Below are 18,504 nucleotides of genomic sequence, written 5' to 3'. Positions count from 1 at the left end.
GAAAAAGGCGCCCTTGGGCGCCTTTTTTCTTTCAGCGGATCCGTTTGAGGTTGTAGAGGGCCTCGACATAGCTGCGCTTGGCGTCCAGCATCAGCGGCTGCAGCGGCGTCACCGAGACGCCGTTCAGCATTCCCTGGTAGAGGCGGCCGCCTTTGAGGTAACGCAGGGCAGTGACGTCGTGGATCACCCAGGGCTTGCCGCCCTCGAAGCCCAGCACCAGCATCACGTGCCCCGGCAGGTAGAGGAGATCCCCCACCTGGGCCTTGGCCAGCAACGCCGCCCGCTGGGCCTGGCCCTTGGGCATAGCCTGGTTGCGGCCGTAGTCCCCCCTGCCCTGCTGGCCTGTGTTGCGGGGCATCAAGATGCCGAAGCTGCGGTAGACCTCGCCGACGAAACCGGTGCAGTCGCGGCCGTCGTAGTCATGGCCCCAGCCGTAACGCTCGCCGAGGAACTTGAAGGCCTGGCGGACCAGGTTGCTTTGGGTAAAGGGCAAGTAGCCCTGATGCACATCCTGGTTGCGGGGTATAAGGGCCGCCTTGAAGGCGAGCTGGCCATTGGACCCCCGCACCGGCAGCTTGACCACCCAGCCCATGGCCGTGTTCTGGCCGTAGAGGCGATGGCCGGCGTCCATCAGCGGCAGCCGCAGGCCCATGTCCAGCTTCAGCTCCGAGACCCTGGGTTCTTGTGGGTTGAAGGCGGTCAGCACCCGGCTGCCGGTGGTGACCAGGAAGGGCTCGACCTTACCGTAAGCCAGCACCGCCGATTTGGTTCCGAGGGCGATGTCCGACAGCTTTACCCAGGCCCTGTAGTCCCGCGATTGGGCGAAGGCCCAGCGGCCGTCGCGGCTCAGGTGCAGCACCGCCAGGGCCTGGCCGGGGAAGAGACCCGTTTCCTGGAAGCGGTCGAGGTCGGTATCCAAGCCCTTATTGAAGACCCTGTCAGAAGTGGGGAAAGTGCGCATGGCGGTGCGCCGCACCACCAGGGCGTAGCGCAGCGGTTGGGGCCCTTGCAGGGTCTCCAGGTTGAGGGCGGCCCGGTAGCGGGCCCAGTCGGCGGCGCCAAGCAAACTGCCGTCGGCCCTAAAGCGCTCTTTGGCCTGGCTGACGGCTTCTATCTGCCGGCGGACAAGGGCGCCGTCCAGGGACTTGGGCAGCCTGGCAAGATCCACCATTTCCGGCAGCCGGTAGAGCCCCTGGTTGAAGGCCGCTATGGCCTTGGGGGACATCAGCACCCTATCCGGCGCCTTCAGCTTGGTCAGCCAGTGGCCGGGCGCCAGTTGCGCCTCGGTCAGCCCCGGCACGTCCGACTGCCAGCCCCAGGCCGGCAGGGCCAGCAGCAGGGCTGTCAGCCAGGTCGCTATTTTTTTCATTCTTGCCCCCCTTTCAGTTCCGCCCTTTGTAGCGTCGGCGGCCCGGGCCCTTCAAGCAAAAGCGCGCCCTGGGGCGCGCTTTTTGTCAGAGGTCGCCCCCTTCCAGCCAGCCCTGGACCTGCTTCACCTGGGCCCTTGCCGCTTCGTCGCTCTCTGCCTTTGGCAGGTAGATGTCCGGGATGACGCCGGCCAGGTCAACCGGCATGGCCGGCAACCGCAGGCTGCGGGAGGTGGCGTAGTGGATCTCGAACTGGCCGGACGGCAGCACATGGGCCCTCAGGTTGGAATAATCCAGGCTGCCGTAACTGCGCTGGCCCAGCAGCTTGACGCTGTAGCTCTGGCGCACCGCCAGCAGGAACTCCTCGCAGGAGCTGCCGCACTGGCCGTCCACCAGCACCGCCACCTTGGCCGGGCGCTTGGGCTCCACCTTGTCGACATGCTCGTAGTTGACCGCCTTGGGCTGGGTCCTGGCATAGCTGCCGTTGGGCACCTTCTTCATGGCCGTCACTACCTTGTCCACCCAGGCCTTGCAGTCGGCATCGCCCGGGGCGTAGCGGTCACAGATCGCCAATTGGCCCTGGATGTTGTCCGGGGTCACCAGCCATTCGGCCCCCACATCCTGCCAGCCGGCGCCCATCAGCCAGGGCATCAGGGCGCCATAGGTGCTGTCGGAGCCACCGCCGTTGTGGCGCACGTCGACTATCCAGTTGGGCCTCGCCGCCAGCTGGTCATGGTTGTCCTTGAGCAGCTTTTCCACCGTTTGCCGGTACTGGGGAGCAAAGCTCGGCAGCGTCAGCAGCAGCGTTTTGTCGGACAGCAGCTCCAGGCTGGGGATGTCGGGATCCTGGGCGGGCTTGGCCTTTGTATCGGCCTTTACCTTGGCCTTGTCGCCTGCCTCTTTCTTTTCCGACTGCCAGGCAGGCCCTACCGACAGGTGGCCATGGCGCCAGGCCTTGAGGTAGTGGCGGATAACCGGCTGGCATTGCTCGGCATTCTCGACCTTGGCGGCCGCCGCCAGGGCCTCGGCCATGGCGGCCTTGAAGTGTTTCTCGCCCTTCTGCTGCCAATGCGCGGGCGCACCTGTGTCGTTCTCCAGCAGGAAGCCGGGCAGGGACTGGATGTCCTTGGCGCAATCGGCGCCGTCGTAGGCCAGGGCCAGGGGGCTGGCCAGCAGGCCGAGCAAGGGGAGGAGCTTGAGTTTCATGATCTTCCTTGACTTGTTTTTGTTATCAGCAGGTTAATGGACCGAAACCATCGCACAGATCGGTTTGAATTACCAATAAAGACCCCGCCCAAAGGCGGGGTCTTGCTCAGAGCTCCCCTGAGTTCACCAAAATATCCCTGTTGGACAGAGCGCTGAGGGCAATCTTGTGCAGCAGCTCGGTCTGGGTGGTGCAGCAATCCCCCACCAGTTGGATGGCGAAGGCATCAGCGGCCCTGGACAGGGCCGTGTGGGTCAGGCAGTTCTGGGTCATCATGCCGCTCAGCAGCAGCCTGCGGATGCCAAGCTCCGCCAGCAGCGCCTTGAGCTCTGTGCCTTCGAAGCTGTCAGCATGGTGCTTGACCACCAGGGGGGCGTCAGGGAAGGCGGCCAGGACATCGGTATGGATCTCGGCGCCAGGGGTGCCGGGATTGAAGAAGGGAGCCGGCCCCTTGGCCAAGTGCTGCACCAGTATCACCAGGCCACCGGCGGCCTGGACCCGGGCCCCCAGGGCCAGGATCCTGTCCTTGGTTTCCTCCGCCTGCCAGAGGGGGAGGTTGCCGCCTTCGAAGTAGTCGTTCTGCACGTCGATGATCACCAGGGCGGTAGCTGAAGCTGTCATGCTCTTATCTCCAGGGTTGTCGTTGGCGCCATTCTCGGCCTCCCCTGGACAGGGCGACAGCGGCCTGATTAACTGATAACGATGAAATCGGGCCAAAGGAATCTTATGGACAAGCCCCTGGTGGCGGTGCTGGCCCTGCCCGGCATCAGCCTCTTCCACCTGGCCATCCCCTCTGTGGTGCTGGAGGATCTCTCCGATCTCTACCAGGTCAGGCATTTCGCCGAGCAGCCCGGCACCCTGGCAGTGCAGTCGGGGCCGGCGCTGCTGGTGGAGCAGGGCCTCGACCTCTGCGAATCGGCCGATATCCTCATCATCCCCAGCTGGCACAGCCCCTACAGACCCCCCTCTGAGGCGTTGGTGGCAACGTTGAAGGCGGCTCACGGCCGCGGCGCCCTGGTGGTGGGGCTTTGCCTGGGGGCCTATGCGCTGGCGGCGGCCGGCCTATTGGACGGCAGGCACGCCACCACCCACTGGGCCTACGCGGACGACTTCAGCAACCGCTTCCCGCAGGTGTTGCTGGACCCGGCCGTGCTCTACCTGGACCACGGCGACGTCATGACCTCGGCCGGCACCGCCGCCGCCATGGACTGCTGCCTGCACCTGCTGCGCCAGCGCCACGGCAGCTCTGTGGCCAACCAGGTGGCGAGGCGACTGGTGATGCCGCCCCACAGGGACGGCGGCCAGCAACAGTTCCTGCAGAGCCCGGTGCCCGAGAACCGCGGCGAGCACCGGCTGGTGGCACTGCTGGACTGGGTGCTGGCCAACCTGGCCCTGCCCCACAGCATCGACAGCCTGGCCTCCAAGGCCGCCATGAGCCGGCGCCACTTCACCCGCCAGTTCCAGGCCATCACGGGCCTGCCCCTGGGAGCCTGGCTGCTGGAGAGGCGCATCAACCAGGCCCAGCAGCTGCTGGAGGGCACTGCCCTGCCCATGGAGCAGGTGGCGGAGCAGGCCGGCTTCGGCTCGGCCGTCACCTTCCGGCAGCAGTTCAGGAAGGCGGTGGGGCTGGCCCCCAGGGAATGGCGACAACGCTTCCGGGGATAAGAAAAGGCGGCACCAGGCCGCCTTTTTTGTGTTCCTCAGGGCCAGGTGGCCCAGCAGGTGAGCAAGGCGCCCACCCAGGCCACCAAGGCCGTGACAAGGACCCAAGGGCTGCCGTCGAGCCAGCGCCACCGCAACCAGGTGATAGCTGCAAAGGCTCCCAGTTGGATGCTGGGGATCAAGTAGAGGGGCCTGATAACGGTCATCAGCGTCAGGGGCGCCACGGCCGTCACCAGCAGCAGGTAGTAAAGGCTTCTCCGTTTTTCATCCAGGCTTTGCAGGTCCTTCATCTCGCCTGTCCTCCCTTAAATCATAAAAAGCCCGGCCACGAAATAGAGCACCAGGCTGATGCCCCCCGCGACCAGGGCGTAGGGGAGCTGGGTGCGCACGTGCTCCAAGAGGTCGCAGCCTGAGGCGATAGAGGAGACCGCAGTGGTGTCGGAAATGGGGGAGCAGTGGTCGCCGAAGATGCCGCCACCGAGGATGGCCGCCAGCAGCAGTTGTGGTGGCAGGCCCAGGCTCTGGGTCAGAGGCATCCCCAGCGGGATCAGGATGGCGAAGGTGCCCCAGGAAGTGCCTGTGGTGAAGGAGATCACCGAGCCGGTCAGGAAGAGCACAGGTGCCACCAGCAGCAGCGGCAGGTAGCTGCCCACCAGGCCGGCGATGTAATGGCCTGTGCCCAGCACCTTGAGGCTGGCGCCCAGGGCGATGGACAGCAGCACAATGGCCACCAGGGGCAGCAGTTCCCCCATGCCCTCGAAGCAAAGCCCCACCAGCCGCTTGTGGTCGAAGCCAGGCTCGAACAGCATCAGGGTGTAGGCCACCAGCATGCCGCAGAGGGTGGCGTAGAGCATGGACTGGGAGCCGTTGCCCTGGGTGATGTCGCCGCCGCCGCTCAGCACCATGAAGGTGGCCATGCCCCCCACCAGGGTGACCAGGGGCAGCAGCATGTAACGCACCTTGGTGGCCGGCACAGTGCGCAGCCCCTCCAGGCCCTGTTCCAGGCGCCGCTCGCTGGCCTTCATGGGGCCGAACACCTTGCCGGTCCAGGCCACGTAGAAGGCGATGCCGACAGTGACCAGGGCGTAGAAATTGAGCGGCACCGTGCCCCAGAGCACCTTGACGGCGCCTCCGGGCAGTTGGTAGTCGGAGAGCAGGCCGAGGATGTAGGCGCCCCAGGCGTTGAGCAGGATCAGGATGCAGATGGGGGCCGAGGTGGAATCCAGCAGGTAGGCCAGCTGGGCCCGGCTCATCTTGAACTTGTCGAACAGGCCCCTGGCCAGTATGCCGGCCGTCAGCACCGAGAGGTTGGATTCGACGAACACCGCCACCCCGGTCAGCATGGTGATGAGGCGGGCGCGCCTGGCCGTCTTGGCCAGGCCCTTGCCCACCAGCCACTGCACTGTGGCGGCCACGCCGCCTGATTCCCGTACCAGGGCCAGGAAGGCACCGATGAGGATGCTGAACATCAGCAGCTGGGCGTTGCCGCCTGAGTTGAATACGGCCACCACCCGGTCGGCAGCCCCGGCGCCTGTGCTCCAGAGACTGAAGTGCCCTTGGGCGAAGAGCTGCAACCCTTCCGAGGCCACTATGGCCAGCACCAGGGCGGCGATAACGTCCTTTTTCCACAACACGAAAAGGATGGCCACCAGGGGCGGCAAAACGGCATACCAGTGCACTCTTATTCTCGCTATGGTTATGGCTGGTCTGCGCCCATTGTTAACAAAAAGCCCAGGCACTGGAAACAAATTACGGTGGGCCGGCCCAGGGCCGGGACCAAGACGCCCAGGGACAAGCGCCAAGGAGCCACGCATGCCCAGAATACTGATCCTCGCCCTGCTGCTGGCCTGGCCTGCCTTTGCCCAAGAGCACCGCCAGCTGGTGCTGGTGACCAGCCCCGGCTGGCAAGCGACCCAGGGCTTGCTGCAAAGCTTCGAGAAGGTCGGCGGCCAGTGGCGGCCTGGGCCCGTCAGTACCGCTGTGGTGCTGGGGCGCAGCGGCATGGCCTGGGGCCTGGGCCTCTACCCCACCCATGCCCTGGCCCCCGCCAAGGTGGAAGGGGACGGCAAGACCCCGGCCGGCGTCTTCGCCCTGGGCAGCGCCTTCGGTTACGGCAAGACGCTGGACAGCGCCCTGCCCTACCTCGCCACTACCGCCAGCAGCTACTGCATGGACGTACCGGCCTCCCCCTATTACAACCAGCTGGTGGACGCCGCCGAGCTGGGCCCGCAGGCCGTGGCCGGTTCCAGCGAGCCGCTGCGCCTCGACCTCAGAACACCGGGGGACCTGCGCTATCAGCTGGCGCTGCAGGTGCTGCACAACCCCGCCAATATCCCCGGCGCCGGCAGCTGCATCTTCCTGCACCGCTGGGGTGGCCCCAAGGTGACCACCTCGGGCTGCACCGCCATGGCGCCAGGGCCCTTGGCGGCGCTGCTGCGCTGGCTGGATCCGGCCAAGATGCCGCTGCTGGTGGTGGTTCCCAAAGCGCAATACCCCAGGCTCGCCAGGGAATGGGGGCTGCCGCCGGGCTGAGCCTGGCCAGGGGGCATTCAGCCGGGCTATGGTAGAAGCAGCCCCCGCCCAGCCGCAAGGAGAGCCCTTGGACGCCATCAGCATCAACAGTCTCTACATCATCGGCGCCCTGCTGGTGGGCGCCAGCGTCCTGGTCAGCTCCCTTTCGTCCCGCCTCGGCATCCCCATACTGGTGATCTTCCTGGCCGTGGGCATGTTGGCCGGGGAAGACGGCCCCGGCGGTATCCTCTTCGACAACTACCCGGCCGCCTATCTGGTCAGCAACCTGGCCCTGGCGGTGATCTTGCTGGACGGCGGCCTGCGCACCAAGGTGGCCACCTTCAGGGTGGCGCTCTGGCCGGCGCTGTCCCTGGCCACCCTGGGGGTGGCCGTCACCACGGCCCTGACCGGGCTCGCCGCCGCCTACCTCTTCGACTTCAACTGGATGGAGGGCCTGCTGGTAGGGGCCATAGTGGGCTCCACCGACGCCGCCGCCGTGTTCAGCCTGCTGGGGGGGCGCAGCCTAAACCAGCGGGTGGGGGCCAGCCTGGAGATAGAGTCCGGCAGCAACGACCCCATGGCGGTGTTCCTGACCCTGACCTTGATCGCCCTGATCGCCGGCCGGCAAGAGGTCGACGCCGGCCTGCTGCTGAGCCTGGTGCGCCAGTTCGGCCTCGGCATAGTGTTGGGGCTGGCCGGGGGCTGGGGCCTGTGGCAACTGGTGAACCGCAGCCAACTGGCCGGCGGCCTCTACCCCATACTGGTGGTGAGTGGCGGCCTGCTGCTGTTCGCCCTGACCAACGCCCTGGGGGGCAGCGGCATCCTCGCCATCTATCTCTGCGGCCTCTTCCTCGGCAACAGGCCACTGCGCAGCCGCACCGGCATCCTCAACGTGCTGGACGCCCTGGCCTGGCTGGCCCAGATCGGCATGTTCCTGGTGCTGGGGCTGCTGGTCACCCCCTCGCAGCTGCTGCCCATAGCCCTGCCGGGCCTGGCCCTGGCGCTGTGGATGATACTGGTGGCAAGGCCGGTGGCGGTCTGGGCCAGCCTGGGCTTCTTCCGCGGCTTCAAGGCCAGGGAGCGCTGGTTCATGTCCTGGGTGGGGCTGCGCGGCGCCGTGCCCATCATCCTCGCCGTCTTCCCGATGATGGCCGGCCTCGAACACGCCCAGCTGTTCTTCAACCTGGCCTTCTTCGTGGTGCTGGTGTCGTTGCTTTTGCAGGGCAGCACATTGCCCTTGGCCACCCGCTTGGCCAAGGTGGAGGTGCCGGCCAAGCCGGCGCCCCTGTCCAGGGCCGGCCTTGAGATCTACCCCACCAGCCAGTGGGAACTCTTCGTCTACCATCTGGGCGCCGAGAAATGGTTTATCGGCGCCCCCCTGAAGGAGCTGCGGATGCCAGAAGATACCCGCATCGCCGCCCTCTTTCGTGGCAAGAGCCTGCTGCACCCCTCAGGCAGCACCCGGCTGGAAGCCGGCGACATCCTCTGCGTGGTCGGCAAGGAAAGCCACCTCGATGCCCTCAGCCAACTGTTCAGCGAGCCGCCCATGCAGGCATTGGACAACCGTTTCTTCGGCGACTTCGTGCTGGACGGCCTGGCTCCCCTGGCCGACATAGCGCCCCTTTACGGCCTGGCCCTGGAGCCCGAGCACCAGGGCCTGACCCTGGCCCAGTTCCTGGCCCAGGCCTTGGGGGGCCAGGCGGTAGAGGGAGACCAGCTGGACTGGCAGGGTCTGCGCTGGACAGTGGTGGCGGAAGAAGCCGGCCAGATCCAGAAGGTCGGCCTGGCCCTGGAGGCAGCAGAAGCCACCGGCTAAGTTGCCCCAAAGAAAAAGGCGCCCTAGGGCGCCTTTTTTGTCAGCGGCGACGCCGCCAGCCCAGCAGGACCAGCAGCAGCCAGGGCCAGCCCAGGGCACCGCCGTGGTGCTCCACATGGTAGTGGACCCAGGCCTCGCCGAACTGGTTGTTGACGCTGTTGTTGTCCGGGTTGTTGTCGGCGGCGGAGCCGTCGACCCGGGCATAGAGCGCTGCCTTTTCCATGGCGGCGGTGCCGGTCAGGGTCAAGGTCAGGCTGCTGTCGGCGCCACTTTCCAGGCTGCCCAGGGGACACTGCCAGAAGGCGCTCTGCTGCACGCAGCCTGCCGGCAGGCCCTGCACCTCGCTGCCTGCCGGCAGCATCAAGGTCAGGGTCACAGCATCGGCAAGGTCCGGCCCCTGGTTATGGACCTTCAGCTGGTAGCGGCTCTGGTAGGGAGTCTCGGTACTGGCCAGGCTGGCGCTCAAGCCCAGGTCCGCCTGGGGCCCCAGCGCCAGGGTCGCCTTACCGTCGTAGATGGCGACAGTGCCATCGTCGGCGTTGGCCAGCAGTATGTCGGCCATGCCGTCGCCGTTCAGATCCGCCACCAGACCCAGGCTGTCAGGGTGGAAGAGGCTCTGGGGCTGGGCTTTGAAGTTGCTGGCGCCGCCCTGGTTGGCCAGCAGCTGCCAGCTGCCGTTGTCGTGCTGCACCAGCAGGTCCAAGTCGCCGTCGCCGTCATAGTCGGCCACCAGTATGTCGCCGACCCCGGCTTCACCGACATGGGCCATCTCCTGGAAGTCGCCGCCGGCATCGGGGGCCATGATGGTCACGCCACCGCCCTTGCCGTCTTGGTCGAGGCCATAACTGGCCACGGCCTCGCTGTGGCCGTCGCCGTCCAGATCCGCCACATGCAAGGTGCGGATGCTGGCCAGGCTGCTGTCGGTGCTGGCGGCTGTGGCCATGATGCCGACCTTGGCACCGACGGAGGCGATGCTCTGGTCGGCCACCGTCTTCAGATCGATGAGGCGCAGCTGCTGGCCGTCGGTCACCAGGATGCGGCCGTCGGGCCAGAGCTCGAACTCGCTGGTCACGAAGGGCGCCTGCACCACCTGCAAGGTAGCGGCGCTGCCGCCACTGCTGCCGGGGTAGAAGTAGAGGCCCTGGCCGCCGATCAGCAGATCCTTGTAGCCGTCGTGGTTGAGGTCGGCCACCCTGACCTTGCGGCCATAAGGCAGGCTCTGCAGGGCGCTGAAGTGGAGGTTGCCCTGGTTGAGGTAGAGACCGGAGGCGTCACCCTCGTCGTTCACCACTACCAAGTCTTCCAGGCCGTCCTGGTTCCAGTCCAGGGCCGCCAGGGCACGGGTGTCGCCCAGGTTGTCCAGGGTCGCCAGGGCGCTGAGGCTGGTGGTGGTGAAGTTGTAGAGGGTCACCCCTTCACCGCTGCTGGTGCCCACCACCAACAGGGGTTGGCCACCGTCGTGCAGCAAGGTCAGGGCCGTGGCCTTGGCGATCACCGCCGCCCTGTCGCCCTGGGACAGGCTGTCCGGGGTGACGGTGACGTCTGTGGTGAGCTCGGCCAGCACCTGGCCCTGGCTGTCCAGCAACCTGGCCGCCACCGTCTGGTCACCCTGGTTCTGGGTGCTGACCGGCAGGCTGAACTGCTGCTGGGCACCGGCCGCCAGGTTGACGCTGCACTGCTGCACCCCGTTCTGCTGGCTACAGCCGGGGATGGTCTCCATGGTGGCGCCTTGCAGGCTCAGTTCCAGGGTGGCGCCACTCAGGGCGGGGCCGCCCTGATGCTGGGCACTCAGCACCAGGCTCAGGGGTTTGCCGACCTTGGCCGGCAGGCCCTGCCAGTTGGCGGTAAGGGCCACCAGGCTCTGCTGGGGCGCGGCCAGTTGCAGGTCGAAGCGCTGGGTCGCCTGCTTCAGGCCGTCGCTGGCCAGCAGCTCGACTGTGACGCTGCCGCTGGCGTCCAAGGGCGCTGTGCCGCTCAGCATGTCATCGTTCAAGGTCAGCCAGTCCGGGGCCTGGACCAAGGTCAGGCTGACGGCGCTGTCGGGATCGACCGTCTGCACCTTGTAGTTCAGGCTACTGCCGGCCACCAGGCTGGAGGGCGGTGTGCTGGTGAAGACGGGAGCATCGTCCACCGGCGTGATGGCCAGGCTGACGACAGCGGTGGCGCTGCCGCCCTGGCCGTCGCTGACGCTGTAGCTGAAGCTGTCGGCCTGGGTTTCGCTGCCATCATGCTGGTAGCTGAAGCTGCCATCGGCATTGAGGCTGAAGCTCTGGGCATGCAGCGGGCCCACCAGCAACTGGACCGCCAGGGGGTCCTGGTCGGGGTCGCTGTCGTTGGCCAGCACGCCCTGGGCGGCACTCTCCACCAGCAGGCCACCTTCGTCCAGGCCATAGCTGTCGTCCACCGCCACTGGGGCATCGTTGACGTTGACCACTTCGATGCTGAAGGCAGGCAGGCTGCTGCTGAGGATACCGTCGCTGACGCTGATGACGATGTTCTCAAAGAGGCCCACGTCGGCATTGCCGGGCTGGCCGCTCAAGGTGCCTGTGCTGGTATCGAAACTGGCCCAGGCCGGCTTGTTCTGGATGCTGAAGCTTAAGGGATCGTTGTCGGCATCCGAGGCGCTGGGCACGAAGCTGTAGCTGGCGTCCTGCTGCACCGAGCTCGCCGGGCTGCCGCTGATGACGGGCGCCTGGTCGGTCTGCAGCACCCGCACCGAGACCTGGGCCTCGTTGGACAGGGCGCCTTGGTTGTCCGCCACCTGGTAGGCGAAGCTGTCGCTGCCGTGGAAGTCGGTGGCCGGGCTGTATTTCAGCTTCCCGGATTCCAGCACCACGCTGCCGTGGGCAGGCTGGCTGGTCACCGCCAGGCTGTTCACGTCCAAGCTGCCGTCATGGTCGCTGTCATTGGCCAGCACGTCGATGGCCAATGGCTGGTTCTCGTCGGTCTGGGCACTGTCGTCCACCGCCAGGGGCGCCTCGTTGGGCACCATGTTGGTAATGGTGACGGTAGCCGCCGCCGAGACGGCGCCGGACGGATCCTTGAGGCGGTAGGTGAAGCTGACGTCACCGCTCAGGCTGCCGCTGGGGGTATAGCGCACCAGATCGCCGTTGACGGCGGCGCTACCCTGGGCCGGCTGGGTCAGGATCTCGACGGTGAGGGTGCTGTTGGCGTTGTCCACGTCACCATCGTTGCCCTTGACGTTGATGTCGATGGGCTGACTGCCGGTGAGCACTGCAGTGTCGGCGTTAGCCACGGGTGCGTCATTGACCGGGTTGATGGTCAGGCTGACGGCGGCGGCGTTGGAGCCCTGGCCGGTGCCGTCCTGCACCAGGTAGCTGAAGCTGTCGGCACCGTTATAGTCGGCGACCGGCACATAGTTCAGCTTGCCGGCCGCCAGGGTCACCTGGCCGTGGGCCGGTGGCACCACCACCTGCAAGGTGCTGGCATCCAGGCCTGCACCGCTGTCGTTGGCCAGCACATCCAGGCTCAGGCTGGAGTCTTCATCCAGGGTGCCACTGTCGGCGTTAGCGACGGGAGCATCGGCGTTCTGGACGCTCAGGGTGACGCTAGCCTCGTTGGAGAGGGCGCCGTTGCTGGTGTCCGCCACCTGGTAGCTCAGGGTGACGGTGCCGACATAGTCGCTGGCGGCCTGGTAGTGGATCTTGCCGGCCTGCACGGTAGCGGTGCCGTGGGCGGGGCTGGTCACCAGGGCCAGGCTGTTCACATTCAGGCTGTCGCCGCTGTCTACATCCACATCGTTGGCCAGCACGTCCAGGTCCAGGGTGGCGCCGGCCTGCAGGCTGGCGGTGTCGTCCTGGGCCCTGGGGGCATCATTGACGGCCGCCAGGGTCAGGGTGACGGTGCCAAGGCTGGAAAGATCGCCGTAGCTGTCCTGCACCTGGTAGCTGAAGCTGTCGGCGCCGTTATAGTCGGCGGCCGGGTTGTAGGTCAGCACGCCGGTGCCGGTGTTGAGGGACAGGCTGCCGTGCTGGGGCTGGGTCACTATGGTCAGGCTGGCCTTGTTGAAGCTGCCCCTGACCAGGGTGTCGTTGTCCAGCACCGACAGCTGGGCCGGCTGGTCCTCTGTGAGGCTGTAGCTATCGGCATTGGCGCTGGGCGCGGCGCTCTGGGCGGTGAAGCTAAGCACATTGCCGCCGGCGTAGGGGTTGCCCGCCAGGTCGGTAAAGGCGTCGCTGCCCACGGCCAGCTGGTGCACCAGGGTCGGCACCAGGTCCTGGGACAACGTCAGGCTGGCGGTGTCGCCGGCGAGGGCCACAGCGCTGCCGTCGGCGGCGCTGTCGAACACAGCAGTGCTGTCAGAGGCGGTCAGGGTCAGGTGGTTGCTGCCGCTGGTGCCGGCCTGGATGGCCTCACTGAACTGCAGGCTGATGCCGGTGTTCAAGGCCACCTTGGTGGCACCACTGCTGGGGCTGGTGCTTTGCAGGGTCGGCGCCACAGTGTCCTTGGTGATGTTGGCTGTGGCAGCGGTGCCGGCGTTGCCGGCACTGTCTGTCAGCACCAGGGACAGGCTGAGGCTGCCGTCCGCCAGACCGCTGAGATCCAGGCTGCTGATGCTCTGGCTAGCGCTGGCCAGAGTGCCGGAGCGGCTGACAGTGCCGCTGCCATCGCTGATGGTGAGCTGGTAGCTGGCTCCCACTTCGCCGCTCAGAGTCACCGACTGGCTGGCCTGGTTGGCGATGTTGACATAACTGGCATCAAAGCTGGCGCCATAGCCGCTGGGAGCAGTGGTGTCCTTGGTGACGTTGGCGCTGGCGGCAGTGCCGGCATTGCCGGCGGTGTCGGTCAGCACCAGGCTGTAGCTCAGGGTGCCGTCGGGAAGACCGCTGACATCTATGCCGGTGAGCTGCTGGTTGGCGGCACTGATGCTGCCGGTGGCCACCACAGGGCTGCCGCCGCCGCTGCTGGAGACGGTCAGGCTGTAGCTGGTACCCACTTCGGCGCCGGACAGGGTGACGGAGGTCGCCCCCTGGTTGGCGGCGTTGACCGGGCTTTGATCCACCACCAGGCCGTAACCGGCCGGCGCAGTGGCGTCTATGGTCAGGGCCAGGGCACCGGAGGCGCTGGACAGGTTACCGGCGCCATCCTGCTGCTTGGCGGTCAGGCTGTGGCTGCCGTCCGCCAGGGTACTGGTAGCCAGGCTCCAGTTGCCGCTGCCGTCGACGCTGGCGCTGCCGACCTGGCTGGCGCCGTCGAAGATCAGCACCTGGGCACTGGCTTCGCCGGTACCGGTCAGGGTGGGGGTGTTGTCGTTGGTGATGCCATCACCCAGGGTGCCGCCATCGGAACCGGCGTCGAGCACGGGGGTGGAAGGTGCAGCAGGCGCTACGGTATCGACAGTAGCATTGCTGCTGTCGCTGGTAGTGCTGGCGTTGCCGGCATCGTCGGTGGCGGTCACCGAGATATTGAGGTTGCTGCCCTCTATGCTGCCGGCCACCAGGGTATAGGTAGCGGTCCAGGTGCCGGCGCTGTTGCTGGCGGTAACAGCGCTGCCGCCGCCGAAGGCGGAGAAGTTCACGGTGACGCCGGCGATGTCGCCGTTGTTGTCACCTGCCCCTGTGTTGTTCCAGGTGGCGGTGACGGTGTCGCCGACCTTAAAGGCCCCGCCGGTGCCGCTGGCGCCGGAGATAGTGATGTTGGCGTCGGTGACGGTGGGCGCCTGGCTATCCACAGTGGCGTTGCTGGTGTCACTGGTGGTCTGGGTGTTGCCGGCGTTGTCGGTGGCGCTCACCGAGATATTGCGGTTAGTGGCGTCGACGCTGCCGGCGGTAAGGGTGTAGGTCGCCGTCCAGGTGCCGCCGCTGTTGCTGGCGGCTACGCTGGAGCCGCCGCCGAAGGCGGAGAAGTTCACAGTGACGCCAGCGATGGTGTCGCTGTTGTTGTCACCTGTGCCGGTATTGTCCCAGGTGGCGGTGACGGTATCGCCTATCTTGTAGGCGCCGCCGGTGCCGCTGGCGCCGGAGATAGAAATATGGGCGTCGGTGACTGTGGGCGCGACGTTGTCGACAGTGGCGTTGCTGCTGTCCACCGTGGTCTGGGTGTTGCCGGCGTTGTCGGTGGCCGTCACGGACACATTGCGATTGATGGCGTCTATGGCACCGGCGGTGATGGTGTAAGTGGCGGTCCAGGTGCCGGCGCTGTTGCTGGCGGCAACGCTGCTGCCGCCGCCGAAGGCGGAGAAGTTCACGGTGACGCCGGCGATGTCGCCGTTGTTGTCGCCGCCGACGGTGTTGTTCCAAGTGGCAGTGACAGTATCGCCAATGACATAGGCGCCGCCGGTGCCGCTCGCGCCGGAGATAGCCATGTTGGCGTCGGTGACGGTGGGCGCCTGGTTGTCCACTGTGGCATTGCTAGTATCGCTGGTCGCAGTGACGTTGCCGGCATCGTCGGTGGCGGTCACCGAGATATTGAGGTTGCTGCCCTCTATGCTGCCGGCCACCAGGGTATAGGTAGCGGTCCAGGTACCGCTGCTGTTGCTGGCGGCAACGCTGGAGCCGCCGCCGAACTGGCTGAAGTCGACGGTGACGCCGGTGATGGTGTCGCTGTTGTTGTCACCTGCCCCTGTGTTGTTCCAGGTGGCGGTGACGGTGTCGCCGACCTTAAAGGCTCCACCGGTGCCGCTGGCGCCGGAGATAGTGATGTTGGCGTCGGTGACGGTGGGCGCCTGGCTATCCACAGTGGCGTTGGTGGTGTCCGTGGTGGTCTTGGTGTTGCCGGCGTTGTCGGTGGCGCTCACCGAGATATTGCGGTTAGTGGCGTCGACGCTGCCGGCGGTAAGGGTGTAGGTCGCCGTCCAGGTGCCGCCGCTGTTGCTGGCGGCTACGCTGGAGCCGCCGCCGAAGGCGGAGAAGTTCACAGTGACGCCAGCGATGGTGTCGCTGTTGTTGTCCCCTGTGCCGGTATTGTCCCAGGTGGCGGTGACGGTATCGCCTATCTTGTAGGCGCCGCCGGTGCCGCTGGCGCCGGAGATAGAAATATGGGCGTCGGTGACTGTGGGCGCGACGTTGTCGACAGTGGCGTTGCTGCTGTCCACCGTGGTCTGGGTGTTACCGGCGTTGTCGGTGGCCGTCACGGACACATTGCGATTGATGGCATCTATGGCCCCGGCGGTGATGGTGTAAGTGGCGGTCCAGGTGCCGGCGCTGTTGCTGGCGGCAACGCTGCTGCCGCCGCCGAAGGCGGAGAAGTTCACGGTGACGCCGGCGATGGTGTCACTGTTGTTGTCACCGCTGCCGGTATTGTTCCAAGTGGCAGTGACAGTATCGCCAATGACATAGGCGCCGCCGGTGCCGCTGGCGCCGGAGATCGAGACATTAGCGTCGGTGACGGTAGGGGCGATGCTGTCGACGGTGGCGTTGGTGGTATCGGCCGTGGTTTTGGTGCCGTTGGCGTTGGTGGCAGAGACGCTGACGTTGCGGTTGGTGGCGTCGATACTGCCGGCGTTGATGGTGTAGGTCGCAGTCCAGGTACCGGCGCTGTTGCTGGCGGTCACGCTTGAGCCGCCGCCGAACTGGCTGAAATCGACGGTGACGCCGGTAATGCCGCTGTTGTTGTCACCGCCGGCGGTGTTGTTCCAGGTGGCGGTGACAGTATCACCGATGATGTAGGCGCCCCCTGTGCCGGTGGCGCCGCTGATGGAGATATTGCCGTCGGTAACGACAGGCACGGCGGCGGAAATGATGGTGGTGCTGTTGGCGGTGCTCAGGCCTCCCGATGCCGCGTGCAGGGCAATACTGTCGGTGCTGGCGCTATTGGTGTATTGCAGTTGCAGGCCACTGAAGGTGGCGCTGCCGCTGCTTGGGGTCAGGGTGACGGTGATGCCATTGCCGTCGGTGTCCCCGGTGCCGCTCAGGCTGTTGACGGTACCGGCCGGCAGGCCGCCGGAGGTGTTGGTCACCGACAACACCAGGTCGGTGCTGTAGCCGGTATCGAGGGTGTTGTTGGCGTCCACCGCCTTGACCACGGGCACAGTGCTGAAGCTGGTGGCCGACCCGCTGCTGATGCTGGTGGGGGCCGGCTGGGTGGTGAAGATCAGCTTGGTGGCCACCACGTCGGAGGTGACGGGGCTGGCGGTGCCGTCGGTCAGGCCGGTGGCGGCGGCGGTCAGGGTGAAGGCTTCCTGATCGGCCGATGCCGTGTAAACCAGGTTGCTGAAGGTGACCACGCCGCTGCTGGCCGCGACTGTGGTGGTGCCGCTCAAGGCACCGGCGCTGGCCTCGCTCAGGCTGACGTTGCTGGTGAAGCCGGTATCGGTATTGCCAAAGGCATCTTGGGCCGTGACCACGGGCTGGGTGATGAGGGCGCTGCCGGAGACGGAGCCGGCCGGCTGGGTGGTGAAGGCCAGCTTGGTGGCAGTGACGCTGGTGGCAAATCCCGACCCGTTGGTCACCGCCGTGGTGGTGCCCATCTGGGTACCGGAGCCGCCTATCGTCAGGTCGGTATCGCCGTCCAGGCTGAGAATAAAGGTGTGACCCTCGGTCATGCCGCTGTGGCCCAGGTCGGCGTTGACCGTATAGGTCTCGCTGCCACCGTCGGCAACGCTGATGGAGAGGCCGGAGAAGGTGACGACGCCGCCGCTGTAGCTGCCGGTGACAGAGCCGCTGATGTCGGGCCCGGTCAGGGTCCAGACGGCGTTGCCACGCTCGGTGGCTGTGCTGGTACCTGAGACATGAACCTGCACCTGGGACACCGTCATGGCCACGCCGTCACTGGTGCCACCGTCGCTCAGGGTGAAGTCCAGGGCCGCTGTAGCGCCTGCGTTGGTGGCGATGCTGCCGGGTTCGCTGCCGCCGCCTGCGGTGAGGTTGCCGTCGCTGTTATAGGGCAGCACGGGGGCCGACACGTTGATATTGTCGATGCTGATATCGACAGGTTGACCGTCGTTTGAGGTGATCCTGATTTCGTCGATGTTATCGAAGGCACTGATCCCACTGAAACTGCTAGTACCAAACTGGGTGCTGGAGTAATCGACGTTGGTGCTGCCTTGCGAGGCGCCATTGCGGTAAGCGGTGATGGTTAGCTTTTGGGCCAAACCGCCGAGACCGACATCGATATAAAGGGAGTTGAGCTTGAACTCGCTGCCGTCAGTGCTTTTAACGGTAACCGTTGTTACATCACCGTTATAGCCAGTAACGTAAAGCTCCTTGGTACCACTATTGGTATTACTGCTAGCCAAGACCCAAAGGCCAGGGGTGCTCGCGGCATTGGAAGAGATGGTAAAGGCGCCAAAGTCGTGGCTATTGCCCGGATAGTTTGGCGACGAAGATGAAGCAGCGAAGCTTTCAAAGTCCTGACTGTCCGAACTGCTCAGCAACAGCTGGTGCAACAAGGCAAGAGGCGCGCTGTCCGGCACCCGGCCCTGGCCGTATTCCAGGCGCAGGTTGCCGCCGAGGCTGGCAGGGCCAGTGGCGTCGATGGAGGCCAGCACCGGCCGGCCCAGGGCCGCCGAAAGGCTGTCCACCAGGTTATGGCCCTGGCCTTTTGCCAGATCACAGCCCCAGAGCTCAAGCTGGGCGCCCGCCGTCAGTTGATTTCGCCAGGCGTCCAGGAAGCCGGGATGTTGGGCAAGAAAAGCCTGGTCGAGGCGCTGGCCGCCAAGCAGCAGGGCGCCGGGCCGGCCGTGGCTGACCAGGCTGACCCTGTCCCACTGGCCGCCGGCCAGGGCCCCTGGCAGTTGGCCCAGGCTGCGGATGGCCCTGACCTCGGCGCCAGGTTCGGCTTTAAGCTGTGGCGCAAGTTCGGCATCCACCAGCACCAGTTCCTTGGCGCTGCCCGCAAAGGCAACCAGTAATCCCAACCACAGCCAGGCTCGACTCATGGCAACATCCTCAATTCAACGCAGGCCCCAGGGGCCCTTTGGATAACACAAAGGCGAAAGGCCGCCCCCTTAAAGGGGCAGCCTTGGCCAAGCTCGGGCGACGCCA

Annotated in this window: 9 protein-coding genes; 3 read left to right on the top strand and 6 right to left on the bottom strand. The window is 66.0% G+C overall.

Going from position 1 to position 18,504, the window contains the following annotated elements; genetic code table 11:
- Positions 1-31 precede the first annotated feature (31 nt).
- The 3 genes from PVT67_RS01380 to PVT67_RS01370 form a co-directional block, all read right to left on the bottom strand.
- The gene (locus PVT67_RS01380) at positions 32-1,369 is read right to left on the bottom strand and encodes an SH3 domain-containing protein (protein WP_301497066.1); all 1,338 of its coding nucleotides are present in this window, start codon (positions 1,367-1,369) and stop codon (positions 32-34) included.
- A gap of 85 nt (positions 1,370-1,454) precedes the next feature.
- Positions 1,455-2,573 carry a S41 family peptidase gene (locus PVT67_RS01375; protein WP_301497064.1) on the bottom strand — a complete coding sequence of 373 codons (1,119 nt, stop codon included), beginning with the start codon at positions 2,571-2,573 and terminating at the stop codon, positions 1,455-1,457.
- Positions 2,574-2,679: 106 nt separating this feature from the next.
- Positions 2,680-3,192 carry a cysteine hydrolase family protein gene (locus PVT67_RS01370; RefSeq protein ID WP_301497062.1) on the bottom strand — a complete coding sequence of 171 codons (513 nt, stop codon included), beginning with the start codon at positions 3,190-3,192 and terminating at the stop codon, positions 2,680-2,682.
- Between the two features lie 105 nt (positions 3,193-3,297).
- Here PVT67_RS01370 and PVT67_RS01365 point away from each other — a divergent pair, with 105 nt between their 5' ends.
- Positions 3,298-4,236 carry a helix-turn-helix domain-containing protein gene (locus PVT67_RS01365; protein WP_301497060.1) on the top strand — a complete coding sequence of 313 codons (939 nt, stop codon included), beginning with the start codon at positions 3,298-3,300 and terminating at the stop codon, positions 4,234-4,236.
- A 35-nt stretch (positions 4,237-4,271) separates the two neighbouring features.
- Here PVT67_RS01365 and PVT67_RS01360 read toward each other — a convergent pair whose 3' ends face one another.
- Both PVT67_RS01360 and PVT67_RS01355 read right to left on the bottom strand, forming a co-directional pair.
- Positions 4,272-4,523: a hypothetical protein gene (locus PVT67_RS01360; protein ID WP_301497058.1), complete on the bottom strand. Its 252-nt coding sequence runs from the start codon at positions 4,521-4,523 to the stop codon at positions 4,272-4,274.
- A gap of 15 nt (positions 4,524-4,538) precedes the next feature.
- The gene (locus PVT67_RS01355) at positions 4,539-5,882 is read right to left on the bottom strand and encodes a Na+/H+ antiporter NhaC family protein (RefSeq protein WP_336407791.1); all 1,344 of its coding nucleotides are present in this window, start codon (positions 5,880-5,882) and stop codon (positions 4,539-4,541) included.
- Between the two features lie 163 nt (positions 5,883-6,045).
- Here PVT67_RS01355 and PVT67_RS01350 point away from each other — a divergent pair, with 163 nt between their 5' ends.
- Together PVT67_RS01350 and PVT67_RS01345 are read left to right on the top strand one after the other, a co-directional pair.
- Entirely contained in the window at positions 6,046-6,765 is a 720-nt protein-coding gene (locus PVT67_RS01350) for a L,D-transpeptidase family protein (protein WP_301497053.1), read from the top strand.
- A gap of 67 nt (positions 6,766-6,832) precedes the next feature.
- Positions 6,833-8,560 (top strand): potassium/proton antiporter, encoded by a 1,728-nt coding sequence (locus PVT67_RS01345; protein ID WP_301499624.1) that lies wholly within the window; start codon positions 6,833-6,835, stop codon positions 8,558-8,560.
- Positions 8,561-8,600: 40 nt separating this feature from the next.
- On the opposite strand, the gene PVT67_RS01340 is transcribed toward PVT67_RS01345, so the two are convergent.
- Positions 8,601-18,398: an Ig-like domain-containing protein gene (locus tag PVT67_RS01340; RefSeq protein WP_301497051.1), complete on the bottom strand. Its 9,798-nt coding sequence runs from the start codon at positions 18,396-18,398 to the stop codon at positions 8,601-8,603.
- Positions 18,399-18,504: the final 106 nt, after the last annotated feature.

The organism is Gallaecimonas kandeliae, assembly GCF_030450055.1.
GTDB classification, from domain to species: domain Bacteria; phylum Pseudomonadota; class Gammaproteobacteria; order Enterobacterales; family Gallaecimonadaceae; genus Gallaecimonas; species Gallaecimonas kandeliae.
The sequence above is the reverse complement of the archived record's forward strand: the minus strand, read 5'-3'. Positions and strand labels throughout refer to the sequence as shown.